Genomic DNA, 23,213 nt, shown 5'->3' with positions numbered 1-23,213 from the left:
GGGGTCATCCTTCCTCGGAGTGGCGGGCGCGCAGCGCCCTCACCTTGTGGCGGTTTCCGCAGTGCTCCATGGAGCACCAGCGGCGGCGGCCGGGGCGTGAGGTGTCGACGTAGACAAGGTGGCAGTCCTCGGCGGCGCAGGTGCGGATGCGGTGCGCGAAAGGGCCGGTCAGCAACTCGACGGCGTCCCGTGCGACGGCGGCCACCAGGTGGGTGCCGGTAGGGGTTCCGGCCCACTGCCGCTTCCCGGTCGGCGCAACGGCGGGTGCCAGGTCTGGACAGGCGGCTGCCTCGTTGATGGTCTCCAGGTCACCGGGCGGGTTCGGCTCGCCGCGTGTGTGGGCGATGACCACCCGAAACAGTGCGTCGCGCAGCCTCCGGGCGTCCGCCACCTCGGCTTCGGAGATCTCCAGCACGGGCGTCGGCGTCAGCCGCGACCGGTCCGCCCAGGCGGCCAGGTCGGCGGGCTCGTGCAAGACCTCGTACCGGCGGTAGGGGCCGGGGCCGCCGGTGGTCAGCAGTTCCAGGCACAGCGCGCCGGGGTCGAACCGGTAGGCGACGCCGGTATGGGAGTGCAGCGTCAGCCCCTTGGTTGCAGAGGAGTCCATGTAACCAATATAACTGGTTACATGCCGTTGAGTTGGACGATCCGCGGCGCACCAGCTCACCGGCTCGGCGATCCTCACCATCACCATCTGAGACAGCCCGGCATACGACTGGCCCCGAAGTCGACCCGTGACGACGTAGTAGACGCGCTGCATTGGCCAGATTCGGGGCCTTGTCGCCGCTGTCCCCGACCAGCTGCACGGCGGCGGCCAGCAGATTCTGCAGCCCACCCACATCGCCGTTCTTTGAAGCTCCCCACTCCGCTGAACTACGGAGTGAGGAGTTTCAGCGAGCACCGCGCGTGTTTCCGGCCGGAGTCCTGTGCTCGAGGCAGCCGTCTACGCTCTCGGCATGCAGCACAGTGATGTCACGCGGGACGACGGCACGTGGATAGGCCTGTCCCTGGATGTACAGGACCGCCAAAAGCCGGGGCTGTGCGTGTTCAGTGCCGGGCCGCAACTGCTGGTCTCCCAGCTGTCGCGACCTGCGCTGCTCGCCGTCGTCGACGAGCATCTTCAGGGTGTGGACTTCTGGCGCACCAACGAGTACCGCTCGTTCGTCCCGCCGTTGCGCGCCGATGTGGGGCACGCCCTGGCGGGAAGCCCGGAGCGGTGGGCTCACCGTTTCACGCAGTACCTCATCGACTCGCCGGACAGCCCGCTGCACGAGGGCCGATGGCTGCTCTCGTGCGACAGTCTGCTCCGGCGCTGGCGCCCCGCTGACGCTTCGCATGCCGAGTACTGGGGCTCGATGATCGTCGACGGCCATCCGGCCGGATACCTCGACTGGTTCTTCCACTCCCATTCGTGGGAGGTCCTTCCGCTACGGCCGATGCCCGATGCCGACGACAGCCGGGTCAAGGCGTACCGCAAGCAGGCCCGGGAAGGGACGCTTCCACCCGTCCTGTTGTGGTGGGTCAGCGGCCTGGACAGCCATCTGATCCTGGACGGTCACGCGCGGCTCGCCGCGGCGATCGCCGAGTCCATCGACCCTCCGCTGCTGCAATTGCACCGCACGGTGCCGCGAGACGACCTGGTCGCGCGAACCGATGAGGCCGTGGGCTTCTACGAGGACGAACTGGCACGCTTCGCCGAACTCCGCGCCGTCCACGGCCCCACCATCCCGGATGGTACCGCCACCGCCGGCCCGCAGCTCGTCCGCATCCTCCACGACCTGAACACCACCCAACAACCCACCTGGGCCTGGCCCCTGCCTGGCGGGGAGACCCAATGGCGTCGCATCGCACTCGAGGTGACCGCCGGCCAGGACTGGCCCCGCATCTGAACCCTGCCGAACCCCTCCCGTTGGCGGTCACGTCACGCTGGGCGGCACGGTCGATCACTGATGGGGCACCGGAGCGCCGTGTAGACCTCAACAACCGCACCAGATACCGAAGTTATTTTTCGGCGGCTCCCTGCCCACTGCACTGACACCACGATGCCGAAGGACCCGGAGAACCCGACCATCGCGCCGGGACTCCATCATGCCCAGGCAACAGAATCGCCTCGACCACCCAACAGTTGATGATCAACGCAGCCGCCCCAGCCCAGCCGAAACGGCAAGGCTAGTAGCTGTCGTAGCCGGGCTTACCGTTCGGCCGGTAGACGCCGACGATGGTGCCGCCCTTCGTCGTCGAGACGCTGACCGGCTCCAGCGCAGTGGGGATCGCTCCGTCGGCGAACAGCCTCTTGCCGGTGCCGGTGATCACCGGATGGATGGTCAGCCGGTACTCGTCGACGAGGCCGTGCTGCATGAGGGTCTGGGCGAGGTCGCCACTGCCCACGACGTTGATGTCACCGCCGTCGGACGCTTTCAGCTCGTGCACGGCATCGACGATGTCGCCCTCCAGCAGCGTGGAGTTCTGCCACTCGACGGATGTCAGGGTGCGAGACGCCACGTACTTGTGCATGCTGTTCATCCGATTGGTGAACGGGTTGTCGGGATCGGCGGTCGGCCAGTACGACGCGAAGATCTCGTACGTCTTGCGGCCGAGCAGCATCGCGTCGGAGGACTCGTACCAACCGGCGATGGCCGCGCCGACCTCGTCGTCGGCCACCGGCTTCTGCCAGCCCCCGTGCTCGAAGCCGCTCTGGGTGTCCTCGTCCGGACCGCCCGGCGCCTGCATGACACCGTCCAGCGTCAGGAACGTGCAAACAATGATCTTGCGCATGGTGCGCTCCCTTCGTCGACAGGTAGACCGCACAACGGCCGAAAACTCATCGGCGGAGCTTCCGCGGCGCAGCACACCAAGCCGTCGTCTGGATCAGCCCGACTGTGAAGTGCGGTGGTCGGTGCCGTCGGCCATGACGATGCTCTGGGGCCAGGGCGGGATCGCTCTTGTATCTGTCCCAGCTGGCGGCCGTGACGCCGAGCTCGGCGGCTGCTTCGTGACAGTCGAGCTTTCTCAGCCGCTGCAGCGATGGACAACCCTAGCCATCCACCCGCTATCCCGATCGGTACCAACATGACCTGACGATTCGTCAAAAACGTCAGCGCAACATCGGCAACCACTGTCAGCAGCAGACACCCAGCCGCCCCCATCCCAGCCAGCACTATCAACACCCCACACCACTGACACATCCACGCCGAAAAACCACTGACAAACCAGCACACATCATCACCTCGCGGCCGGTGCGCGCCTCGAGGAGATCGTGCCCGGAGTGACGCATCGTGGCGACGACATCGGACGCTGGCTCGCACGGCAGGCGCGGGACTGGGCACGCCTGAACCCCGAGCAGCAACGACGCCTCGGCGAACTCGGGGTGAAACCAGCTGCACGCCCCCAGAAGGACTCGGTGCGCACCAACGCGAAGACAGGGGCCGAGAAGGGCGCGGCACGCGGTACAGAAGCCTTCCAACGGGGCGTACAGGCCCTCGCTCAGTACATCCAACGCGAGGGGAAGACCGTCGTCGCAAGGCAGCACGTCGAAGAACTCCCCGACGGCACGTCCATACGACTCGGCGTCTTCCTCAGCAACCAAAAAAGCCGTCGCGACCGGCTCACCGAGGACCAGCTCAGCGCGCTGGCAGCCCTCGGACTGGGAGTGTCTAATCAACGGCGGATCAGACATCCCATGCCGTTTGACGTCAAGCGGGATGGGGGTGTTCGTGGCAAAGCAAGTCTCAAGACCGGTCAGGAATCGAGAAGCCCCGGCCGCCGCACAGCCCCTAGCGTGATGGTCATGGCAACCACCACTTCCACCGCAGCCAACACGTCCCTCGCGTCCGTCACCCTTGAGGTGGCCGACCCCGAGGCCGCTCGCCGCTTCTACAGCGCCTTCGGCGTGGACACGTACATACGCCTTCGGGCGTCCGAGGCGCACTCCACCGGATTCCGCGGCTTCACCCTGGCGCTCACGGTGTCCGGGCCGGCCACCGTCGACAGCTTCGTCGGCGCCGCCGTGGACGCCGGCGCCACGGTGCTGAAGCCCGCCGCGAAGTCGCTGTGGGGCTACGGCGGCGTCGTCCAGGCCCCGGACGGGACGAGCTGGAAGATCGCGACCTCGGCGAAGAAGGACACCGGCCCCGCCACCCGCGAGATCGACGAGGTCGTCCTGCTGCTCGGCGTCGAGGACGTGAAGGCCACCAAGCAGTTCTACGTCGGCCGGGGCCTGACCGTGGCCAAGAGCTTCGGTGGCAAGTACGCCGAGTTCGCCCCCGGTCAGTCCAGCCCCGTCAAGCTGGCGCTGTACAAGCGCCGTGCCCTTGCCAAGGACCTCGGCGTCCCCGCCGACGGCACCGGCTCGCACCGCATCGTCCTCGGCAGCACCGCCGACACCTTCACCGACCCGGACGGGTTCGCCTGGGAGGCTGCCGCGTCGCTCGCCCCCACGCCGTCCTGACTCCCGGCCCCCGCACTCCCGCCCCGCTTGACCCTGTACGAGAGGAAACTTGTCATGCCGTCCACGAAGTCGCCCGCCGAGGTCTCCGGCACGACCACCGAGCAGTACAACGGATTCACCGCCGAGGAGCGGGCCGCGATGAAGGAGCACGCACGCGAGGAGAAGAAGGCGGCGGCGCGGCGCGGTTCGTCCCGGGCGGAGAAGGAGGCGGCGGCGGAGCGGGACGTGCTCGCGAAGATCGCCGAGATGCCGGAGGCGGACCGCGTCCTCGCCGAGCGGATCCACGAGATCATCAAGACCGCCGCTCCGGACCTCGCGCCCAAGCACTGGTACGGGATGCCCGCGTACGCCAGAGACGGCAAGGTCGTCTGCCACTTCCAGAGCGCGGAGAAGTTCAAGTCGAGGTATGCCACGCTCGGCTTCAGCGACCAGGCGGCACTCGACGACGGCGCCATGTGGTCGACCGCCTACGCCGTGAGGGAACTGACCGCGGCCGACGGAGAGCGCATCAGCGCGCTTGTCAAGAAAGCGGTGGGCTGAGGCCGGCCGGGGCAGAACCGACGGCGAAAGTGACCGAGCCGTGGAAGAAGTTCACACGCTTGGCACAACGCGTCGCCACGGCCCGGCTGGTCCCGCAGGAAGGCGAGCCGGAAAGCGTCAGTTCTGCCCTCCACCAACGCGCTCAGCCCGCCAATGCTGAGGCGGACTCGGGGGAGCGTGGCCGGGGCACACTGACCGAAAGCCCCAGGTCGAGACGCTTGTCCATGTCGAGACGGAATGTTCCGTACGGGTTGATGTTCGACCAGAACAACGCGGTCAGCCCGCGCCGGTCCTCGTCGCTCAGCTTCTTCGCCCAGGCCGGTTCGGCGAGCACCTGCTGGAGCAGCAGGGTGTTGATGCGTTCTCTGAACTAGCTGTTGTGGGGCGGACGTTGTTGACGGAACCTCACGTCTGAGTTGCGGCAGTGAGGACGGCAGAGAGCGCGGCAGTAGCGTCGAGGAGGGCACGGGAGCGAACCGCGATGCTCGCGTCTCGGGCCGCCAGCGCGGCTCGGACGTCTTCCGATCGGTGCCCGTGCCGCAGGCCCGGCATCAGGGCCCGGAGTGGGTCATGCGGTACCCGGCGCTGCGTAGCTGGTGGACGATCCGGGCATCCCGAGCTTGGGCCGGTGAGTATCGTCGCGTTCCTCGTGAGGGGACCCGGTCGGGAACAACGAGCCCCTCGGCGTCCCAGTGTCGCAATGTTGATGGGCGCACTCCGAGCGCGGCGGCGAGTTCGGAGACGCTCATCGAGTCCGATGGGCGTACGCCTCGATGGGCTCGGCAGAGATCACCTCTGCCGCCTCCTTGGCAAGCTTGAGGTCCGTACGCTCCCCGTCGAGTCGGGCGTGCGCCGCGTCGAGAAGTGCAAGAACCTCCGGGCCGCGGCAGTGTCCCGGCGGTTCTGCACGAGGATGTCCAGGACATTGCCATCCTGATCCACGGCCCGCCATAGGTACTTCCGCTCACCGTTGACCTTGATGAAGACCTCGTCCAGATGCCACTTGTCGCCGGGCCGGGGCTGCCGGCGGCGCAGCGCGCTGGCGTGGCTCTGCCCGAACTTGGCACACCAGCGGCGGACCGTCTCATGCGAGACGACGACACCGCGCTCGAGCATCAGCTCCTCCACCTCACGGAAGGACAGCGGAAACCGGAAGTACAGCCACACACAGTGGGAGATCACCTCGACCGGGTACCGATGGCCCTTGTACGACGGCGACACGTCCCCCACGGACAACCCTCTCCAGCATGATCAACCCGAAGATCCTCCCACTCAGCCAGCCAACGTGACAGCGCCTTCTGCCCGGCTCTTTACTGTCCCGCCCGGTTCTCGTGGCCGTAGGGGGTGGACGAAGACCGTGCCCGTGAGGACGAGGCGTTAGCCCCTGCCGCCGTTCATCGTGCCGTCGACCTACCCGACCGACAGCAAGGACAGGCAGCTGATGAACACTCAACCGATAGCAGGGGCAATATCTTCCTCGGTACCGGATAGGCTCGGAGTGCCACTCGGGGCCGGGCGTATCGCCTCACTGGGACGCTCGCACGCAGCGAGCCAGGACGACAGCCGACCGCGCGGTGAACACCCCACGCGGATGACACCACTACAGGTGTCCGCCGTCTGGTGGTCGGGCAGCGCCAAGTAGGGCTGTGGAGATGTCGAGATCTCACCGTTGGTGCCGACTCTCGGGTGAACGGTGCCCACAAGCGCCGCAGCCAAAGATCGAGAGGGCATGAACATCATGCAGAAGCTTGTGCAACAGGCCATTGACCAACTGGTGGAGTGCGGCGCCGAGCTGGGTATCCAGGTCGCGGTGTACCAGCATGGTGAGCTGGTGGTGGACGCGGTGGCGGGCGTCGCCGATCCGGACAGCGACCGTCCGGTCACTTCGGACATCCCGTTCTACAGCGCCTCCACCGGCAAGGGTGTGACTGCGACGGTGGTGCACGTCCTCGCAGACCGCGGTGCCCTTGACTATGACAGGCCGATCGTGGAGCTCTGGCCCGAGTTCGGCGCCCACGGCAAGAACAAGGCGACCATCCGCCACGCGCTGACCCATTCCATCGGGGTCCCGGCAGTGCCGTCCGACCTCACGGTGCAGGACCTGGCTGATTGGGACAGGATGTGTGCCCTGATCGCCAGCTCCGAGCCCTGGTGGGAGCCCGGGACCAAGACCGGCTACCACGCGATGACCTGGGGCTTCGTGATGGGCGAAATCGTCCGCCGGGCCACCGGCAAGCCGATCTCGCAAGTACTCAGGCAGGAGGTGGCGGCTCCGCTGGGGATCGCCGACGAACTGTTCTTCGGCGTCCCGGAGTCCGAGCTCGGCCGGCTCGCCCGACTCGAGGAGGCGCCCGGTACCGCCGCGATGATGGCAGCGGTGCCCGCCGACATGCCGATGGTGAAGGCCACGCCGCCCGCCGTGACCCCCAGCGCCACATACGGCAACAATCCCGTGGTGCTCACTTCGGACATTCCCTCGGGCGGCACGATGTCCGCCCGCGCGGTGGCCAGGATGTACGCCGCGCTGCTTGGTGAGGTGGACGGTGTCCGGCTGGTCTCGGACGAGCGGCTGCGAGAGGTCACGGCCCTGGCCACGGACGATGTCGACCAAATGGTCGGCTTCCCGATGCCGCGCGCGCTGGGCTACAACCTCGGCCGGCCCGGAGCCAACCCGCCGGAGACGCTGAGCGTTTTCGGCATGCCCGGCATGGGAGGCAGCGCGGCGTATGCCGACACCGCGACCGGCATTTCCTTCGCGCTGACCAAGAACCGGTTCTTCCCTGGTCCTTCCGCCGCGGTCAATCAGATCAGCGAGCTGATCGCGAAGGCCGCCACCAGCTGAGACTCTCCGGTCGGGCCCAGCTGCGGCCAGGCGGTGCGGGCACGGCCGGTCAGCCTCTGGGCCAGTGAGGTCGAGGTGGACTCGGCGGGTGTGGGCATGGCGGCCATCCAGCCCGATCTGGATGACGTGCCCGGTGATGGGCGGTTCGCGGTGGCCGTCGTGGATACGGCAGCCTGCCGCTGTCTTGATCCACTTCTCGCGATCGGCCTGTCTGCCATGCCCGTTGCCGCTGCCCACTTGATCTCTGTGACCGCTGCCGGACGCAAGCGGTTGTAGGAAGGCGGCCTGGGGCCACCGAAGCGAGTACCGGGCACGGGTGCGCGCGCAGATCGTGCTGCTGGCTGCGATCTCTCGATTTCGTGTCAGTACGCGACCTGCGCCTATACAGCCCGGTGACAGTACCGACACCCCCGATCTCTCATCTCATGACAGTGGCAGCACGTCCGGCGAGCCCGACATATGACTCACTGACCAGTACGTCCAGGCAACACACGGGGAACCCTGTGGGTGCCGAAAACCCCATCCATAGCGTGTGACCTGCATGTATTCTGATACGGCTGAGGAGCGCCGGATGCGTACGCCAGGATGATCGATCGTGCTGCTGCGACTGCCGTACCTGATGCTCACGAGCGTGTTCACCTTCATACGGCTGCTGCCGATGAGCGACATCGACAAGAACATCGAAATTCTGACGCTACGCCACCAGCTCGCCACCCTGCAGCGCCAGATCGACAAGCCCCGCCTCACCCGGTCCGATCGGGCCTTCCGCGCCGCCCTCCTCCACCGACTCCCAAAGCCGCAACTTCGGCAGCTGCACCTGATCGTCTCCCCCGATACGGTCCTGCGTTGGCACCGCGATCTGCTCCGCCGCCGCCACGCCAAGGTTTCCCGCCCGAAACGGCCCGGCCGACCGCCCACCATCCGCACCATCCAAGCCCTCATCCTGCGCCTGGCCCGAGAGAACCCCAACTGGGGCTACCGGCGCATCCACGGCGAGCTCGCCGCCCTGGAAATCAAGGTCGCCCCCTCCACCGTCTGGGAAATCCTCCAAGCCCACGGCATCGAACCCGCACCCCAGCGCGACCACCAGACCTGGGCCGGCTTCCTGCGCAGCCAAGCACACGCGATCCTCGCCGCCGACTTCTTCGAAACCCGCACCCTGACCGGGGCCCGACTGTACGTCTTCGCCATCATCGAGCACGCCACCCGCCGCATCCACATCATGGGCACGACCGCCCACCCCACCGCGGCCTGGACCACGCAACTCGCCAGAAACCTGGTCATGGACCTGCAGGACGCCGGGGTCACGATGAAGTACCTGATCCGGGACCGCGACAGCAGGTACACCCGGGCGTTCGACAACGTCTTCGAAGACGAAGGCATCGCCATCGTCAAGACCGGTATCCGCGTGCCGCGCATGAACGCGATCATGGAGCGCTGGGTTCGATCCTGCAGGGCCGAACTCCTCGACCGGACCTTGATCCTCAACCAGGCCCATCTCCTGCACGCGCTCCGCGAATACGAGACCTTCTACAACGAGCACCGGCCCCACCGCGCCCTCCACGCCGCCGCACCCCTGCGCTCACTGCCCGAACCGATCACCGAACCGGACCGACTCAACCACCTCGACATCCGCAGACGTGATCGACTCGGCGGCATCCTGCACGAGTATCAACATGCCGCTTGAACTGCGCGGATGAAGTTATCGGCACGCACAGGGTCGGCCTTATCTGGCCAGCCAGATAAGGCGACTGTCGTTTCGGGTGGGGCCAGATCAACTTCCTACGCGCGATGGCGCCAAGCTCGGTCCGTATGGCGGAGCCAACCAAGTGATTCATGACCCTGAGCCGTCACGCGCGCTCATGTGCACAGCAGCGATTTTTGGACCTTGCCCATGGCGTTCCTTGGCAGGGCGTCGAGGAAGACGACCGCGCGTGGGCGTTTGTGCCGGGACAGGCTGGTGGCGACGTGGTCGATGAGACGGTCCGCAAGGTGCTGGGCGGGTTGGGTGTCGTCGGGGACGATGTAGGCGACGATGCGTTGGCCGAGGTCGGCGTCATGGTGTCCGACGACGGCCGCTTCGCGGACGGCGGGGTGGGTGAGCAGGGCGGCTTCGATCTCGCCGGCGCCGACCCGGTAGCCCCCGGATTTGATCAGGTCGACCGATTCGCGGCCGACGATGCGGTGGTATCCGTTGGGGTCGCAGACCGCGACGTCACCGGTGCTGAACCAGCCGTCGCTGGTCCAGGCGGCTGCCGTGGCGTCGGGTCGGTTGAGGTAGGCGTCGAAGAGCATGGGGCCGCGGACATCGAGGCGACCGATGCTGTGGCCGTCGTGTGGCACCGTGTCGCCGTTGTCGGCGCGCAGCCGGGTCTCAACGCCGCGCAGGGATTCGCCGACCCAGCCTGGGCGGCGTTCCCCGTCGGCGCGGGTGCTCAGCGTGATCATGGTTTCGCTCATCCCGTATCGCTCGATGGGTGCGCGGCCGGTGAGGCCGGTGAGGCTTTCGAAGACCGTCGTGGGGAGGGGGGCGCTGCCCGAGACCAGCAGTCGGGCTGGGCGGAGGGCTTGTGCGGAGCTCGGGTCCGCGGCGATGCGGGACCATATGGTCGGCACTGCGAAGTACATCGATCCGGGGGTGGCGGCGTAGTGGGTGGGGCGGGGTCGGACGGTGTGGGCGACGCGGGAGCCGATCCGCAGCGAGGCGAGCACGCCGAGGACGAGTCCGTGCATGTGGAACAGGGGAAGGCCGTGAACGACGGTGTCGTCGGGGTGCCAGTCCCATGCGTGGGCGAGGGCGTCGATTCCGGCGGCAAGGGCGCGGTGGCTCAGTTTGACCCCCTTGGGGGGTCCGGTCGTGCCGGACGTGTAGAGGATCATCGCTACGTCGTCCATCCGCGCGGCCGGTGAGGCCGTGGCTGTCGCTCCGGGCCGACGCCGGACTGGCAGCACCGGCAGAGCGGCGTCCTCGGGTGCGTGCCCGGCCCAGCACGTTGCACGGGAGTCGGTGATCACGTGGCAGCGTTCTGCGACTCCGGAGTCCGGTGGGACCGGGACGACGGGGACACCGGCCAGCAGGCATCCGGTGACCGCGATGATCGTTTCCATGCTCGGTGTGGCGCAGACAGCGACCGGGCCGGCATCGGGCAGGGTGGCGGCGAATGCTGTTGCCGCCTGGTACAGGGCGGCGTGAGAGATGACGTCGTCGCCGACGGTGACCGCGTCGGCCAGGTCGGCGTTGTTCGGGTTGGTTGCGTCCACGGCGTTCAGAAGCATGGTGGAGGGGGGCCTTTCGGCTCTTGCGCTGCTGGTCTCATGACAGGTCATGTGGTCGGGAATGCGGCGGCTCGGAACTCCGGTGTGCGTTTGGCGGCGTAGGCGGCCAGGCCGATGGCCAAGTCGGTGTCGAGTCCGTTGCGCCACCGCTGGTGCAATGCGGACGACACGTGCCCGTGCGAGGCGGCGTGGTCGGTCATCTGTTTGGCGGCGGCGATGGTGGTCGGTGAACGGGAGGCGACGGTGGCGGCGAGGCGTGCCACCGCCATGTCGAACTCGTCCTCGGCGACGACGTCGGTGATCAGCCCGGAGCCCAGGGCGGTGTCTGCCGTGATCATGTCCGCGGTGAAGAGCAGCCGCTTGGTGACGGCTGGGCCGACGGTGCCAACGAGCCGTTCGATCGATCTGGCGGGGTAGACCAGGCCGAGTTTGGCCGGAGTGATGGCCAGCCGCGCCGTGCGCGCGGCTATCCGCAGGTCGCACGCGATCGCCAATTGGACGCCGGCGCCGATGCAATGGCCTTGCACCGCGGCGATCGTAGGTTTGCTGCAGTGCGCCAACGCGTCCTCGACTTCGATGAAGTCGTCCACGATGCGGGCCCGGCGGCCGGCGGTGATCTCGGTGATGTCCAGGCCTGCGCAGAAGTTGCTGCCGGCACCGGCCAGCACGACGACCGCGACGTCGGAGCGAACGTCGAGGTTTCGGAGGTGGCCGGCCAGAGCGTCGAGCATGGAACGGGTCAACGCGTTGGCACGGGTGCGGTTGTCGATGGTGAGGGTGGCGATGGCATCGTTGACGGCCATGCTCACTTCGCACGTCATGCCCGTCACCTCAGTGTGCGGAAGAGTCGTTTGTTCACGGTTGGTGGGCCTGTTGCCGATCGATTGCGCGGTCACAGCAACACACCCGGGAGGACGAGGGCCCCGACCAGAGCGAGTGGGCCAAGGACGACCATCGACAGCCCCCAGCGAGTGAGCAGACGGGTCATGCGGGGCCGTTGCCGCTCGTCGACTGTGGTGGCGACGAAGGTTGCTCCGACGGTCGAGAAGGGGGAGACGTCGACGATCGACGCGCAGATACCGAGGGAACAGATCAACGCCCAACCGGGAATGTCGCCGGAGGCGACCAGGGGCAGCGCCAGCGGCACCAAGGCGGCGAGAATGCCGGTGGTGGAAGCGAACGCGGACACCAGGCCGCCGACGAGGCAGATGAGCAAGGCCGCGAGCAGGGGGACGCTCAAGCTGCTGGCGAACTTGCCGAGCAGGTCCACCGCTCCCATGTGGTCGAGCACGCCGACGTAGGTGATGATGCCGCCGACGAGAAGCACGGTGGACCAGTCGATTTTCGTGACTGCTTTGTTTCCGGACTTCGGGTCCACGAGGGCCAACACGGCGCCGAACGCGAACGTGAGCACACCGATGTCCGGGGCGCGGTCGGTCACCGACAGCACGATGACCGCGCCCACCAGACCGAGCATGCAGAAGATGGTGCATACCTGAATCCGCGTGAACTTCTTTTTCCTCTCCCCCCACGTCTGCTCGATGCCGGGAGATGCGACGGGGGTGCCTGGCGTGCCACCGGTGGAGGCGGGGCCGTGGCTGCTTGTCCCGCTCGAGGCCAGGGCGCCGACCTTCGGCGCCGGCACGGATGAGGTGACGTGGCGCGACCGCAGGGAGAGCCTGCCGAACATGCAGTAAGCGCACCCGAACAGCACCACATTGACCACGAGGGCGGCGGCGAACAGCAGGAGCGGGCTCAGCTCGATTCCCGCCGCGTGCGCGGTTCCGTAGGTGACGATGCCGAACAGGCTGCTCGGTGCGAACCCTCCGGCGCTCAGGCCGGTTCCCATCGCCAGGGCCATCAGCATGGGGTCGAGGCCGCGTCTGTCGGCGACCGACATGCCGATCGGTGCCATCACCAGACCGCCCAGTGGTGACCCCATCGCGGAGATGCCACCGGTGAGCACGAAGAACACCGGCGGCAGCAGCGCCGTCCTGCTGCCGACCTTGGCGAGCGTGGCGTCGATGATGCCGTCGATGGTGCCGTTGACCTGCGCGACGCCGAAGAAGTACGTCACGCCCACCAGCAACACAAGGATGTTCAGCGGGAATCCGGCAATCACGTCTGCAAGGGGCAGGTCCGCCAGCCAGATCCCGGCACCGCACGCGGCGGCGAACATGAGGATGCCGATATGTACCTTGCGCAATGCCGCAGCCGTGAAGATGCCGACGAACGCGACCAACGCGGCGAGCTGTCCTGCCATATGTCATCCCTCTTCCGTGGGGAGTAACAGCGACTCACTTCACAAACTGGTCCACTCTGTGGCACGCTGGTTCGACAGATGGAACAGTGTCGCCGCAAGTTAGCCCCCACCGGGCCGGGCGTCAACAGTTGGGGAGAGGGCATGACGACCAACAGCGTGGTATCTGCGTTTCGCGTGCTGGAAGCCGTTGCCGAGCTGCAGCCGGCCGGCCTCTCCGAGCTCACGCGAGCGGTCGACCTGCCCAAAAGCACGGTGCAGCGCTGCCTCCTCACGCTGCACGAGCTCGGCTGGCTCCGGCCCTCGACGACCCAGCCGACGCGGTGGCACTTGACCTACCGGGCGTTCGCGGTCGGCAGTCAGGCCCGCGACCATCAACAGGTCCGGGAGGCAGCGCTGCCGTTCCTCAACGAACTACAACTCACCACGACCGAGACGATCCACCTGTGCGCGCCCGACGGGAACGAACTCGTTTTGATCGAACGTCTCGATACCGCGCACCCCCTCCGCGCATTCCTCCCCCTCGGGAAACGGATTCCCCTGCACGCCTCCGCTACCGGGCTCGCATTCCTTGCCGCCAGTACAAAGGACTTCGTGGACAACCTCCTCGCCGACACCCTCCCCGCCCAGGCGGTGCACACCATCACCGACCCCGGCGCCCTCCGCCGCACACTCGACGAGACACGCTCACGCGGCTACTCCATCAACAACCAAGGACTCAGCAATGGCATCACTGCTGTCGGCGCCGCCATCCTCGACGCACAGGGGCAGCCAGTCGCTGCGGTCTCCGTCTCAGGACCCACCAGCCGAATCACCGACGACAAGTACGAAACCTATGGCCGCGCCGTGCACGACACCGCAGAGAAAATCCACAACGCGCTCTGAACCGTTCCGGCACTTGCCGCGCTGAGCTTGGCGTTTATCCTCGCAGTTCACCCGACCTGCTGATCTGCAGTTCTTTCCGGGACAACAGGGGCGGCCGTTCTCCACGCTTCGAGATGTCGAGTCACCAAGCACGAGAGAACGGCCGCTGCGTATGAGTCTCCCGGTCGACGCGCCCGCAAGCGACGCATTGGACATCTTGTCCCGCTTTCGGGTCGAGTTCTACGAATGCCTCTACGCCCGCCAGGACGCGCTCTTCGAGCTCACGGACGCGGTGTTGTGCGCGGACGGGCCGGTAAAGACCCTGGTCGAGCTGTCGCTGGCGGTCGAGCACCGGCGCGGGCACGGCGCGCTGTACGCGGCTTTGGACCGCGGTTGGCTGGAGCCGACGCGGTTGCGCCGCACGCTGGCCGGCCTGCCGCTGCCGAAGGCGGCCGACGGGCGGATCGTGCTGGCCGTGGACGTGAGCAACTGGCTCCGCCCCGATGCCCCGACCAGCGACGATCGGCTGTTCTGCCACGTCTACGGACGTGGCGACCGCAAGACGGACCAGTTCGTGCTGGGCTGGCCGTACTCCTTCGTCGCCGCGCTGGAGTCCGGCCGCACCTCCTGGGTCGCGCTGCTGGACGCCGTGCGCCTGGGGCCCGCCGACGACGCGACGCTCGTCACCGCCGCCCAACTGCGCGATGTCGTCGAGCGGTTGACGCAAGCCGGGCACTGGAGGCCGGGCGACCTGGAGATCCTGATCGTGATGGACGCCGGCTACGACGTCACCTACCTCTCCCACACCCTGGCCGACCTGCCGGTCGTGCTGGTCGGGCGCCTGCGCTCGGACCGGGTCATGCTCCGCGACGCAGGCCCCGCGCGTTCCGGCCCGAAGGGCGGGCGGCCCCGTCGGCACGGCGGCGTCCTCACCTTCGCCAAGCCCGACAGTTGGCACCAGCCCGACGTCACCACCAGCACGGACACCACCCGCTACGGCAAGGCCGAGGCGATGGCCTGGGACCGGATGCACCCCAGACTCACCCACCGCGGCCCATGGCTGGACCACGTCGAGGAGGAACTGCCCGTCCTGCACGGCACGTTGGTGCGACTGCAGGTCGAGCACCTGCCGGGCGACCGCGACCCGAAACCGGTCTGGCTGTGGTGCTCGGCCACCGCCGCGACGCCGGTGGACGTGGACCGCTGGTGGCAGTCGTTCCTCCGCAGATTCGATCTTGAGCACACCTTCAGGCTCCTGAAGCAGACGCTCGGCTGGACGGCCCCGAAGGTCCGCCACGCCGACAGCGCCGATCTGTGGACCTGGCTCATCATCGCCGCCCACACCCAGCTCCGCCTCGCCCGCCCCCTCGCCGAGGACCTGCGCCGCCCCTGGGAGCGACCCGCCGAGCCCCGCCGCCTCACTCCCGCCCGCGTCCGCTGGGGGTTTCGCAACGTCCGCGCGACGGCGGCCCGTCCGGCGGCCGCACCAAAACCGTCCCGGCCAGGCCCGGGACGGCCTCCCGGCTCGAAGAACAAGCACCGGGCCAAGCGCCACGACGTCGGCAAGACGGTCAAACGCGCCGAGTCGATCAAGGAACACCAAGCCCGCCGAGGATAAACGCCAAGCTTAGAAGCCGTATCTCAACCGAACGTGATCGCTTGATTTCTGCTGGTCAGGCATGGTCTAGCTCGGAATGAGGGAGACATCCGGCGTCTTGTTTCCGCTCCATGAGCGAGGGGTGCGCGATGGCGTCGGTGCTGGGAATGCTGGAGGAGCGGGAGACAGCTGCCCGGGTGCGGGTGGAAGGGCTGCGGGAGGAAGTCGCCCGGTTGGCTGGGGTGCTGGAGGCTGCGGAGATCGAGCTGGACCGGCGGGTGATCGCGCGGGAAGAGCTGGTCGAAGCCCTGGCAGCATCGGCTGCCGAGGCCACCGCCGTGACCGAGGCGAAGGCGGAAACCGTGTCCTCGCCCGCGCCGGTGCCGGGCTCGATCGTGCCGCCTTGGCGCGAAGGATTGCCGGTGACGGTGCTGGCGCCGGACTACCAGCGGATCCTGGGCGTGCTCGACGATCGGCAGCCCGCGGGCCAAAAACCGCTGAAGGCCAAAGAGATCACGGTTCAGCTGGGCCTGGAGGCAACGTCGGCGAAGGTCGAGGGGGTGCGCTCGAAGGCCCGGCGCCTGGCGGAGCGCGGGTGGCTCGTGCAGGAGACGTCGGGAATGTTCAGCGTCGGCCGGCGGCCCGTGCCCGTGCCAGACGCCGCCCCATCCGCGTGACCACCGACCATCGGATCATCGCCTCGCTGCTGGTCGGCAACGTCTCGTAGTCCCGGGCCAGTCGGCGCGAATGCATCAACCACGCGAACGTGCGCTCTGCCACCCAGCGCCTCGGCAGCACCACGAACCCTGCCATGTCGTCGGTGCGCTTGACGACCTCCAGGGTGAGCGCGAGTTTCTGCCGGCACCAGTCGACCAGGCCGCCGGTATAGCCTCCGTCGGCCCAGACCAGGCAGATGTCACGGTGCAGGCGGCGCAGCCGCTGCAGCAGGCCCACCGCGGCATCCCGGTCCCCGACGTTCGCGGCGGTCACCGCGACGACCAGCAGCAGACCGAGGCAGTCGGTCACGATGTGCCGCTTGCGGCCGCCCACCTTCTTCCCGCCGTCCCAGCCGCGCGAGACGGACGGCACCGAGGCCGCGGCCTTCACCGACTGCGCATCGATGATCCCGGCCGTCGGCTCCGCCTCACGGCCCTCCCGCTCACGCACCCGTCCGCGCAGCCGGTCGTGGAACTCGGTGATCAGCCCGTGCTCGCGCCAGCGGCGGAAGAAGGCGTAGACGCGGCCCCAGTCGGGGAAGTCCGCGGGCATCGCTCGCCAGGAGATCCCGCCCGCGACCAGGTAACGGATCGCGTCCAGCATCTGGCGGTGGCAGTAGCCCTCGGGCTGCCCGCCCCGGCCCTGGAGCCAGGCCGGCACCGGCAGCAACGGCCGGATGGCCGCCCATTCCGCGTCCGTCATGTCCGAGGGATACCGGCGTTCCCGGTCGGGATGGTCGGCCGCGTTGCCGTACACATGCGCGAGGCAATCACACGATGGAGCGGCCGAGTTGAACTGAACGGGCTCGGACGCGTACAACAACGACACCAGGGCCTCCCGGCACTGCTCGGTTAGATTCGCATCCCCGAGCTACCGAGAGGCCCTGTCTTCATGCGCGCACAACGGGAAGATCACCCCGGCGGGAAACCTGTTCGACCCGCCCGTTCCATGATCGGTTGAGATACGGCTTCTGATGCCTCCACAAGGCTCTGCATTCGGGCAGCATTGTCCGTCAGCTGCTTGTCCAGTTTCCGGATCTCGGCGATCAGATCCCAGGCGATGTTCTTGCGGACGGTCTCGACGTCGCCGGTGGGACGGACGGACCGCAGCAGTTTGGCGGCCAAGTCCGCGGACAGTTGGGTCGGGGCGCCTCCGGGCAGCAGATCACGCAGCAGCGCGTGGAGTTGGTTGACCGTGCGGACCCGGGCCTGGGCCAGGTTCACACGCCGTTCGTCCAGGAGAGCCAGCGCCGTGGTGTGGTCCTCGGGCTGGACATCCCGTCCGTCTCCCTGCAGATAGGCGACGGTGGCCGCGGCCGCGGCGTCGATCTGGTCGTTCTTGCGCCGCCCACCGCGGGAGAGTTCGCGCACCCGACTGGTCGCCGCGGCAGGCACGTCGACGACGCTCTCGCCGCGGGCGATGAGCCACTGAGCGAGATGCCGGCCCAATCCGTTGGCGTTCTCCACCGCCCACTTCCGCTGCGGCCACCGCTTGGCCCAGGCCAGGAGCCGCCGGTAGTCCGTCAGGCTTGCCTCGATCCGCATCGTCCCGACCTGCTGGTTTGATTCCAGCTCGACGGCGGTGGCGGTGTGGGTGGACTTGTGGGGGTCAACACCAAGCAGTATCACGGGACAGTGTTCCTCACGGTCGGACGACAGGGCATCCACGGCCGACACGCCGACTTCCGGAACCAACCGGCCGGGACACGCCTCTGTTGAGTCAGACCGCGGACGGACACCTGACCGGCGACATACCCCGGGAGAGCCAGCCCCGAAGAGCGGCAGACGGTTCACGAGTCACCCGGTCCGGCGTCCTACGGCACGCTACGAGCGGCCAACCCGACCGCGTCCCGCTACCCCCCATACAAGTCGGCGGTTCAGTCAACGTGACTGTGCCAACGCGACGGTTCCTCTCTGAGCTCCCGACAGCGACCCGTACTCAATCGGTACGTGTGGAACGGGCGTAGCGCTCGGCGAGCCGGTGCAGGTGGTCGACCAGTTCCGCGGGTTCGGTGACGTCGAAGTCGAAGTCGAGCATGCCGAGGTAGACCGCGAGGGTCTGCACGGTGTCGGCGCCGGTGGTCAGGACGCAGGTGTCGTCGTCGAGCGCCTCGACGGTGCCGACGGCGGGGTTGATCCGCTCGATCACCGCAGAGGCCGGGGCATGGACGGTCACCCGCGCGTGGTGGCGCCAGGCCGCGGCCGACACCCGCTGGGAGACGTACGCCGCCACGTCGCCGCCGGGCGGTTCGCGCGGGGGGAAGCGCGGTCCGGTCGGGGTGCGGGGCTCGATCCGGTCGACGCGGAAGGTGCGCCAGTCCTCGCGCTCGACGTCCCACGCGACCAGGTACCAGCGCCGCCCCCAGTTCACCGCCCGGTACGGCTCCACGACGCGGCGGGTGGGCGAGCCGGCGTGGTCCAGGTAGTCGAAGCGCAGCCGTTCCCGGTCGCGGCAGGCGGAGACCAGGGTCGTCAGCACGTCCGCAGAGACGGCCGGGGCAGGGCGGTCGGCGGGTACGGCCACCGTGTACGCCTGAAGCGCCCGCACCCGCCGGCGCAGCCGCGAGGGCAGCACCTGTTCCAGCTTGGTCAGCGCCTGCAACGAGGTCTCCTCGGTGCCGGGAACGGCGCCCTGCGCCGCGGTGCGCAGGGCGATCGTTACGGCGACGGCCTCCTCGTCTTCCAGGAGCAGCGGGGGCATGGCCGCCCCGGCGCCCAGCCGGTAGCCGCCAGTGGCTCCGCGGGTGGCGTCCACGGGGTAGCCGAGCTCGCGCAGCCGGTCGATGTCGTTGCGGACGGTTCGGCCGCTCACCCCGAGACGCTCGGCCAGTTCGGAGCCCGGCCATTCCCTCGGTGTCTGTAACAGGGAGAGCAGGCGCAGCAGACGTGCGGAGGTATCAAGCATGAGACCCAGCCTGTTCTTCAATTAGGCATGAATCGTGCCTATATCCGGATTACTGTTTTACCCATGGAGAACAGCAGCAACACCGACGCCCTGATCCGCCCCTTCCTCATCGACGTCCCGCAGGCCGAACTCGACGACCTGCGCGAGCGGTTGGCACGTACGCGCTGGGGCAGCGAGATCCCCGGCACCGGCTGGAGCCGGGGTGTACCCACCGCCTACCTCAAGGACCTGGCCACGTACTGGGCGGACGGTTTCGACTGGCGCAAGGCGGAGGCGGAGCTCAATGAGTTCCCGCAGTTCACCACCGAGATCGACGGCCAGAACATCCACTTCCTGCACGTCCGTTCGCAGAACCCGTCGGCAGTTCCGCTGCTTCTGATGCACGACTGGCCCTGCTCGTTCGTACAGTTCGCCGAGGTCATCCGGCCGCTGACGGAGGACTTCCACGTCGTCGTGACCTCGACCCCCGGCACCGGCTTCTCCGGTCCGCTCGGCGAGGCCGGCTGGAACACCGGCCGGATCGCGGGCGCGTTCGTCGAGCTGATGGGGCGGCTCGGCTACGACTCGTACGGCGTCCAGGGAACGGGGGGCGGCGCCTGGATCGCCGCCGAAATGGGACGCCAGGCTCCGGACCGGGTCATCGGTGTCCACGTCAACGGCCTGGTCACCTTCCCTTCCGGGGACCCCGCCGAGTTCGAAGGGCTGACCGGTCCGGAGCAGGAGCGACTGGCCCGGATGGAGAACTTCCAGCAGGACAAGATGGGCTTCAACGCCATCCAGTCCACCCGCCCGCAGACCGTCGCCTACGGACTGCATGACTCGCCGGTCGGCCAACTCGCCTGGATCGCAGAGAAGTTCAAGGAGTGGACGGACCCCGCCGCCGAGCTCCCCGAGGACGCCGTGGGCCGCGACCGGCTGCTGACCAACATCAGCGTCTACTGGTTCACCGGTACGGCGGGCTCCTCGGCGAACCTGTACTACGAGTCGGGCCACGACCCGAGCGCCTGGGCCCCGAAGCCGCGCGGCACCGTCCCGACCGGCGTGGCCGTCGCCCTGCACACCGACATCGCCATCCGGCGCTTCGCCGAGCGCGATCACAACGTCACCCACTGGACCGAGCTGGAGCGCGGCGGCAACTTCCTCGCCCTGGAGCAGCCGGAGGCGTTCGTCAGCGACGTCCGCGCCTTCTTCGGCTCGCTCGGCGCCTGACACCTGCGCTCCGGGGAGCTCGTCGAGCGGCGTAGACGATCAGGGCGGCGTTCTGTGCTGCTACACGGCCCACTCCACTCCGAGCTCGGCGAGTGTGCGGAGCTGCTCGGCGTCGAGTTTGTCGCGGCGGGCTTTCTGGTTGCCGATCCAGATGCCGGTGCGGTGCTCCGTGCCGTCGGGGAGGACTTCGATGTGGCCCCGGCCGGGCATCGCGCCCTCTCTCTCGACGTACTGCTTGAGGGCTGTTACGCCCCGTGTGAACGCGTCGGAACCCTTCGCTGCCCCAGCCTTCGCGTTGGTTCGCGCTGCGGTCTTCTGGGGTCGTGCTCCCGGTTTCACGCCCGCCTCGCCCAGCCGCCGCTGCTGCTCCTCGTTGTGCCGGCCCCAGTCCTGTCGCTGCTGGGTGAGCCAGCCACGGCATCGAACGGCCGCTCCGCGTCGCCGTCCGGTGGCCCGCAAGACGGCACCGCGACCTCTCCGGGACCCCGGCACGAGCCCTCAAACCCTGTACGATCTTGGTGGCTAATTCCAATTCGGCTGCTGTGAGCCGGAGTTGATCGCTGAGGAACGACGACTCCAGCGGATAGGATCATGCTGATCGTTGATCTCGTCGTGATTCCTTGGGGATCGGAGTGTGTCGTGTCGATGCAGCCGCAGTCCTGGCCTGAGCCGGATCCGCAGGTCGCGGCGGCGATTAGGGCGATGTATCGGGGCAGGCGGGAGGCACCGCTGGCGGTGCAGGTTCGTGACCGGCTCGGGGAGCTGTTCCCGGACGCGGCCTTTGCTGACGCGTTCGGCCAGGTGGGCAAGCCGGGCTGGTCACCGGGGCGTCTGGCACTGGTCACGGTGCTGCAGAAGTCCGCGAACCTCACCGATCGACAGGCTGCTGACGAGGTTCGCGAGAACCTCGCCTGGAAATACGCACTCGGCCTGGACCTGGAGGATCCGGGCTTCGACCACAGCGTGCTGTCGGAGTTCCGCTCCCGTGTCGTCGCCCACGGCCTGGAGGAACGTGTACTGGACCTGTTGCTGGAGCGCCTGCAGACCCTGGATCTGGTGCAGGCGGGCGGCAGCCAACGCACCGACTCCACGCACATCGTTGCCGCGGTGCGGGATCTGAATCGACTCGAGTTGGTCGGCGAGAGCGTCCGCGCCACCCTGAACGCGCTGGCCGCCGCATGCCCCGAATGGGTCGACCAGGTGCTGGTGGTGGAGGACTGGAGCCACCGCTACGCAGACCGGATCGACAACTGGCGACTGCCTGCCTCCAAGACCAAGCAGCACGAACTCGCGCTCGCCTACGCCGCCGACGGTTACACGCTGCTGCAGGCCCTCTACGCGCCCGCCTCGCCGGGGTGGCTGCGCGAGCTGCCCGCGGTGCAGACCCTGCGGTGCGTGCTGGTGCAGAACTACACCCGCACCACCGACCGGGCCGGCAGGCTGCGGATCCGGCAGCGCGAGCGGACCGAGAGCGGCGGCGACGGCCTGCCGCCCGCCCCGGCCCGCTTGGCCTCTCCCTACGACACCGACACTCGCTGGTCCGCCAAGCGTGACCTGTTCTGGAACGGCTACAAGCTGCACGTCTCGGAGACCTGCCACCCGCAGGCCGACGGCGACCGGCCGACTCGCCCGAACCTGATCACCAACGTCACGACCACCTGTTCCGCCCTGCCGGACAGCAAAGCCCTGGACACGATCCACCAGGCCTTTCGCCACCGCCACCTGCCGCCCGCCCGGCACTACCTCGACTCCGGCTACCCCAGCGCCGACCTGATCGTCTCGTCCGCCAAGGACTACGGCATCGCCTTGGTCACCCCGGTCCTGCTCGACACCTCCCGCCAGGCCAAGGCCCAACAAGGCTTCGCCGCAGACGACTTCACCATCGACTGGGATCGCAAGCGAGCCGTCTGTCCGACCGGAAAGATCAGCGCCACCTGGAACGACGTCGTCCAGGAGGGCGTGGCCAAGACCGTCGTTGCCTTCGCCGCCCTGGACTGCATCCCCTGCCCGGCCAAGGAGCAGTGCACCAGCTCACGAAAGGGCCGCCGGCTCAGCCTCCACCCCCGTGAGCTCACCGAGACCATCCGCACCGCCCGCGCCCAGCAACAGGACGGAACCTGGCAGCGCGACTATGCGCTCCGCGCCGGGGTCGAGGGCGCCATCCGCCAGGCCACCCACACCACCGGCCTGCGCCGAGCCCGCTACCGCGGCCTTGCCAAGACCCACCTCGACCACACCACCAGCGCCACCGCCCTCAACCTCATCCGACTCAACGCCTGGTGGAACGGCCACCCCCTCGACCGCACTAACCACAGCCACCTCGCCAGACTCCAACTCCGCCTCGCTGCATGACAGTTGGGATTAGCCACCAAGATCCTGCGCTTGCCGAATACCTCATCCGTGCTGGTCAGGCCGCATGTTGGTACTCGTGGAGGGTGCCGCCGAGTCGCGTGCGTCTGCGTATGTCGAGACGCGCGATAGTGCCCGGATCTTCGATCGGAGCAGGTAGCGGATGGAGGGGGCGGGCATTCGCGATGCCCTGGTGCGGCCTGTGCTC

General features: G+C 68.0%; 23 protein-coding genes and 3 pseudogenes. 12 read left to right on the top strand and 14 right to left on the bottom strand.

Annotation, left to right across the window (positions count from 1 at the left end):
- Nucleotides 1-4: 4 nt before the first annotated feature.
- Nucleotides 5-607: a CGNR zinc finger domain-containing protein gene (locus ACFU6I_RS37980; protein ID WP_384052362.1), complete on the bottom strand. Its 603-nt coding sequence runs from the start codon at nucleotides 605-607 to the stop codon at nucleotides 5-7.
- A 148-nt stretch (nucleotides 608-755) separates the two neighbouring features.
- Nucleotides 756-857 (bottom strand): annotated as a pseudogene (locus ACFU6I_RS37975) (RNA polymerase subunit sigma-24); the annotation flags it as partial.
- 99 nt (nucleotides 858-956) lie between these two features.
- Here ACFU6I_RS37975 and ACFU6I_RS37970 point away from each other — a divergent pair.
- The gene (locus tag ACFU6I_RS37970; RefSeq protein WP_384375762.1) at nucleotides 957-1,889 is read left to right on the top strand and encodes a hypothetical protein; all 933 of its coding nucleotides are present in this window, start codon (nucleotides 957-959) and stop codon (nucleotides 1,887-1,889) included.
- Nucleotides 1,890-2,169: 280 nt separating this feature from the next.
- On the opposite strand, the gene ACFU6I_RS37965 is transcribed toward ACFU6I_RS37970, so the two are convergent.
- The gene (locus ACFU6I_RS37965) at nucleotides 2,170-2,775 is read right to left on the bottom strand and encodes a dihydrofolate reductase family protein (protein ID WP_384052360.1); all 606 of its coding nucleotides are present in this window, start codon (nucleotides 2,773-2,775) and stop codon (nucleotides 2,170-2,172) included.
- 481 nt (nucleotides 2,776-3,256) lie between these two features.
- Between ACFU6I_RS37965 and ACFU6I_RS37960 the strand changes: the two are divergent.
- The 3 genes and pseudogenes from ACFU6I_RS37960 to ACFU6I_RS37950 form a co-directional block, all read left to right on the top strand.
- Nucleotides 3,257-3,631 (top strand): annotated as a pseudogene (locus tag ACFU6I_RS37960) (helicase associated domain-containing protein); the annotation flags it as partial.
- Nucleotides 3,632-3,781: 150 nt separating this feature from the next.
- Nucleotides 3,782-4,447 carry a glyoxalase gene (locus tag ACFU6I_RS37955; protein ID WP_384375774.1) on the top strand — a complete coding sequence of 222 codons (666 nt, stop codon included), beginning with the start codon at nucleotides 3,782-3,784 and terminating at the stop codon, nucleotides 4,445-4,447.
- A 54-nt stretch (nucleotides 4,448-4,501) separates the two neighbouring features.
- A complete protein-coding gene (locus ACFU6I_RS37950; protein ID WP_384375759.1) occupies nucleotides 4,502-4,987 on the top strand; it encodes an iron chaperone in 486 nt (161 codons plus the stop codon).
- A 142-nt stretch (nucleotides 4,988-5,129) separates the two neighbouring features.
- Here the strand turns inward: ACFU6I_RS37950 and ACFU6I_RS37945 are convergent, their stop codons facing one another.
- From ACFU6I_RS37945 to ACFU6I_RS37935, 3 genes and pseudogenes are all read right to left on the bottom strand, one after another.
- The gene (locus ACFU6I_RS37945; protein WP_384375771.1) at nucleotides 5,130-5,333 is read right to left on the bottom strand and encodes a hypothetical protein; all 204 of its coding nucleotides are present in this window, start codon (nucleotides 5,331-5,333) and stop codon (nucleotides 5,130-5,132) included.
- Between the two features lie 205 nt (nucleotides 5,334-5,538).
- Nucleotides 5,539-5,736, bottom strand: a complete 198-nt coding sequence (locus ACFU6I_RS37940) for a MerR family transcriptional regulator (protein ID WP_384375756.1) — start codon at nucleotides 5,734-5,736, stop codon at nucleotides 5,539-5,541.
- A gap of 118 nt (nucleotides 5,737-5,854) precedes the next feature.
- Nucleotides 5,855-6,217: pseudogene (locus ACFU6I_RS37935) on the bottom strand (IS6 family transposase); the annotation flags it as partial.
- Nucleotides 6,218-6,716: 499 nt separating this feature from the next.
- Here ACFU6I_RS37935 and ACFU6I_RS37930 point away from each other — a divergent pair.
- Entirely contained in the window at nucleotides 6,717-7,829 is a 1,113-nt protein-coding gene (locus ACFU6I_RS37930) for a serine hydrolase domain-containing protein (protein WP_384375754.1), read from the top strand.
- Here ACFU6I_RS37930 and ACFU6I_RS37925 read toward each other — a convergent pair.
- Nucleotides 7,790-7,927: a hypothetical protein gene (locus ACFU6I_RS37925; protein ID WP_384375751.1), complete on the bottom strand. Its 138-nt coding sequence runs from the start codon at nucleotides 7,925-7,927 to the stop codon at nucleotides 7,790-7,792. The two genes, ACFU6I_RS37930 and ACFU6I_RS37925, sit on opposite strands and share 40 nt — an antisense overlap.
- Here ACFU6I_RS37925 and ACFU6I_RS37920 point away from each other — a divergent pair.
- Both ACFU6I_RS37920 and ACFU6I_RS37915 read left to right on the top strand, forming a co-directional pair.
- Nucleotides 7,926-8,105, top strand: a complete 180-nt coding sequence (locus ACFU6I_RS37920) for a hypothetical protein (RefSeq protein WP_384375748.1) — start codon at nucleotides 7,926-7,928, stop codon at nucleotides 8,103-8,105. The two genes, ACFU6I_RS37925 and ACFU6I_RS37920, sit on opposite strands and share 2 nt — an antisense overlap.
- Before the next feature lie 319 nt (nucleotides 8,106-8,424).
- Entirely contained in the window at nucleotides 8,425-9,516 is a 1,092-nt protein-coding gene (locus ACFU6I_RS37915; protein WP_384375745.1) for an integrase core domain-containing protein, read from the top strand.
- A 173-nt stretch (nucleotides 9,517-9,689) separates the two neighbouring features.
- Here the strand turns inward: ACFU6I_RS37915 and ACFU6I_RS37910 are convergent, their stop codons facing one another.
- From ACFU6I_RS37910 to ACFU6I_RS37900, 3 genes are all read right to left on the bottom strand, one after another.
- Nucleotides 9,690-11,105 carry an acyl-CoA synthetase gene (locus ACFU6I_RS37910; protein WP_384375742.1) on the bottom strand — a complete coding sequence of 472 codons (1,416 nt, stop codon included), beginning with the start codon at nucleotides 11,103-11,105 and terminating at the stop codon, nucleotides 9,690-9,692.
- Nucleotides 11,106-11,152: 47 nt separating this feature from the next.
- A complete protein-coding gene (locus tag ACFU6I_RS37905) occupies nucleotides 11,153-11,926 on the bottom strand; it encodes an enoyl-CoA hydratase/isomerase family protein (RefSeq protein WP_384375739.1) in 774 nt (257 codons plus the stop codon).
- A 71-nt stretch (nucleotides 11,927-11,997) separates the two neighbouring features.
- Nucleotides 11,998-13,368, bottom strand: coding sequence for an SLC13 family permease (locus ACFU6I_RS37900; RefSeq protein WP_384375736.1), 1,371 nt, complete (start codon nucleotides 13,366-13,368; stop codon nucleotides 11,998-12,000).
- A gap of 78 nt (nucleotides 13,369-13,446) precedes the next feature.
- Here ACFU6I_RS37900 and ACFU6I_RS37895 point away from each other — a divergent pair, with 78 nt between their 5' ends.
- The 3 genes from ACFU6I_RS37895 (at nucleotide 13,447) to ACFU6I_RS37885 (ending at nucleotide 16,503) form a co-directional block, all read left to right on the top strand.
- Entirely contained in the window at nucleotides 13,447-14,250 is an 804-nt protein-coding gene (locus ACFU6I_RS37895; RefSeq protein WP_384375733.1) for an IclR family transcriptional regulator, read from the top strand.
- Between the two features lie 151 nt (nucleotides 14,251-14,401).
- Complete coding sequence (locus tag ACFU6I_RS37890; protein WP_384375730.1) at nucleotides 14,402-15,847, top strand: NF041680 family putative transposase; 1,446 nt, start codon at nucleotides 14,402-14,404, stop codon at nucleotides 15,845-15,847.
- Nucleotides 15,848-15,975: 128 nt separating this feature from the next.
- Entirely contained in the window at nucleotides 15,976-16,503 is a 528-nt protein-coding gene (locus ACFU6I_RS37885) for a hypothetical protein (RefSeq protein ID WP_384375727.1), read from the top strand.
- On the opposite strand, the gene ACFU6I_RS37880 is transcribed toward ACFU6I_RS37885, so the two are convergent.
- The 3 genes from ACFU6I_RS37880 to ACFU6I_RS37870 form a co-directional block, all read right to left on the bottom strand.
- A complete protein-coding gene (locus ACFU6I_RS37880) occupies nucleotides 16,451-17,245 on the bottom strand; it encodes an IS5 family transposase (protein WP_384375724.1) in 795 nt (264 codons plus the stop codon). The two genes, ACFU6I_RS37885 and ACFU6I_RS37880, sit on opposite strands and share 53 nt — an antisense overlap.
- A 209-nt stretch (nucleotides 17,246-17,454) precedes the next feature.
- Nucleotides 17,455-18,171 (bottom strand): transposase, encoded by a 717-nt coding sequence (locus tag ACFU6I_RS37875; protein WP_384375721.1) that lies wholly within the window; start codon nucleotides 18,169-18,171, stop codon nucleotides 17,455-17,457.
- Nucleotides 18,172-18,481: 310 nt separating this feature from the next.
- On the bottom strand, nucleotides 18,482-19,447 hold the full coding sequence (locus ACFU6I_RS37870; protein ID WP_384375717.1) for a helix-turn-helix transcriptional regulator: 966 nt from the start codon (nucleotides 19,445-19,447) through the stop codon (nucleotides 18,482-18,484).
- A gap of 63 nt (nucleotides 19,448-19,510) precedes the next feature.
- On the opposite strand from ACFU6I_RS37870, the gene ACFU6I_RS37865 reads away from it, so the two are divergent.
- Complete coding sequence (locus ACFU6I_RS37865; RefSeq protein WP_384375714.1) at nucleotides 19,511-20,656, top strand: epoxide hydrolase family protein; 1,146 nt, start codon at nucleotides 19,511-19,513, stop codon at nucleotides 20,654-20,656.
- A 60-nt stretch (nucleotides 20,657-20,716) separates the two neighbouring features.
- Here the strand turns inward: ACFU6I_RS37865 and ACFU6I_RS37860 are convergent, their stop codons facing one another.
- Entirely contained in the window at nucleotides 20,717-21,115 is a 399-nt protein-coding gene (locus tag ACFU6I_RS37860) for a hypothetical protein (protein ID WP_384375711.1), read from the bottom strand.
- 132 nt (nucleotides 21,116-21,247) lie between these two features.
- Here ACFU6I_RS37860 and ACFU6I_RS37855 point away from each other — a divergent pair, with 132 nt between their 5' ends.
- On the top strand, nucleotides 21,248-23,008 hold the full coding sequence (locus ACFU6I_RS37855) for an IS1182 family transposase (protein ID WP_384375708.1): 1,761 nt from the start codon (nucleotides 21,248-21,250) through the stop codon (nucleotides 23,006-23,008).
- Nucleotides 23,009-23,213: the final 205 nt, after the last annotated feature.

Source organism: Streptomyces sp. NPDC057486, assembly GCF_042802415.1.
Taxonomy (GTDB): Bacteria; Actinomycetota; Actinomycetes; order Streptomycetales; family Streptomycetaceae; genus Streptomyces; species Streptomyces yanii.
Note: the sequence above shows the minus strand (reverse complement) of the source record. Positions and strands in the feature narration are given on the sequence as shown.

Coding starts and splice junctions, on each gene's coding strand:
- ACFU6I_RS37980 (WP_384052362.1), bottom strand. CDS start 607: ATGGACTCCTCTGCAACCAAGGGGCTGACGCTGCACTCCCATACCGGC.
- ACFU6I_RS37970 (WP_384375762.1), top strand. CDS start 957: ATGCAGCACAGTGATGTCACGCGGGACGACGGCACGTGGATAGGCCTG.
- ACFU6I_RS37965 (WP_384052360.1), bottom strand. CDS start 2,775: ATGCGCAAGATCATTGTTTGCACGTTCCTGACGCTGGACGGTGTCATG.
- ACFU6I_RS37955 (WP_384375774.1), top strand. CDS start 3,782: ATGGTCATGGCAACCACCACTTCCACCGCAGCCAACACGTCCCTCGCG.
- ACFU6I_RS37950 (WP_384375759.1), top strand. CDS start 4,502: ATGCCGTCCACGAAGTCGCCCGCCGAGGTCTCCGGCACGACCACCGAG.
- ACFU6I_RS37940 (WP_384375756.1), bottom strand. CDS start 5,736: ATGAGCGTCTCCGAACTCGCCGCCGCGCTCGGAGTGCGCCCATCAACA.
- ACFU6I_RS37930 (WP_384375754.1), top strand. CDS start 6,717: ATGAACATCATGCAGAAGCTTGTGCAACAGGCCATTGACCAACTGGTG.
- ACFU6I_RS37920 (WP_384375748.1), top strand. CDS start 7,926: ATGGCGGCCATCCAGCCCGATCTGGATGACGTGCCCGGTGATGGGCGG.
- ACFU6I_RS37925 (WP_384375751.1), bottom strand. CDS start 7,927: ATGCCCACACCCGCCGAGTCCACCTCGACCTCACTGGCCCAGAGGCTG.
- ACFU6I_RS37910 (WP_384375742.1), bottom strand. CDS start 11,105: ATGCTTCTGAACGCCGTGGACGCAACCAACCCGAACAACGCCGACCTG.
- ACFU6I_RS37905 (WP_384375739.1), bottom strand. CDS start 11,926: ATGACGTGCGAAGTGAGCATGGCCGTCAACGATGCCATCGCCACCCTC.
- ACFU6I_RS37900 (WP_384375736.1), bottom strand. CDS start 13,368: ATGGCAGGACAGCTCGCCGCGTTGGTCGCGTTCGTCGGCATCTTCACG.
- ACFU6I_RS37895 (WP_384375733.1), top strand. CDS start 13,447: ATGGAACAGTGTCGCCGCAAGTTAGCCCCCACCGGGCCGGGCGTCAAC.
- ACFU6I_RS37890 (WP_384375730.1), top strand. CDS start 14,402: ATGAGTCTCCCGGTCGACGCGCCCGCAAGCGACGCATTGGACATCTTG.
- ACFU6I_RS37885 (WP_384375727.1), top strand. CDS start 15,976: ATGGCGTCGGTGCTGGGAATGCTGGAGGAGCGGGAGACAGCTGCCCGG.
- ACFU6I_RS37880 (WP_384375724.1), bottom strand. CDS start 17,245: ATGACGGACGCGGAATGGGCGGCCATCCGGCCGTTGCTGCCGGTGCCG.
- ACFU6I_RS37870 (WP_384375717.1), bottom strand. CDS start 19,447: ATGCTTGATACCTCCGCACGTCTGCTGCGCCTGCTCTCCCTGTTACAG.
- ACFU6I_RS37865 (WP_384375714.1), top strand. CDS start 19,511: ATGGAGAACAGCAGCAACACCGACGCCCTGATCCGCCCCTTCCTCATC.
- ACFU6I_RS37855 (WP_384375708.1), top strand. CDS start 21,248: ATGCTGATCGTTGATCTCGTCGTGATTCCTTGGGGATCGGAGTGTGTC.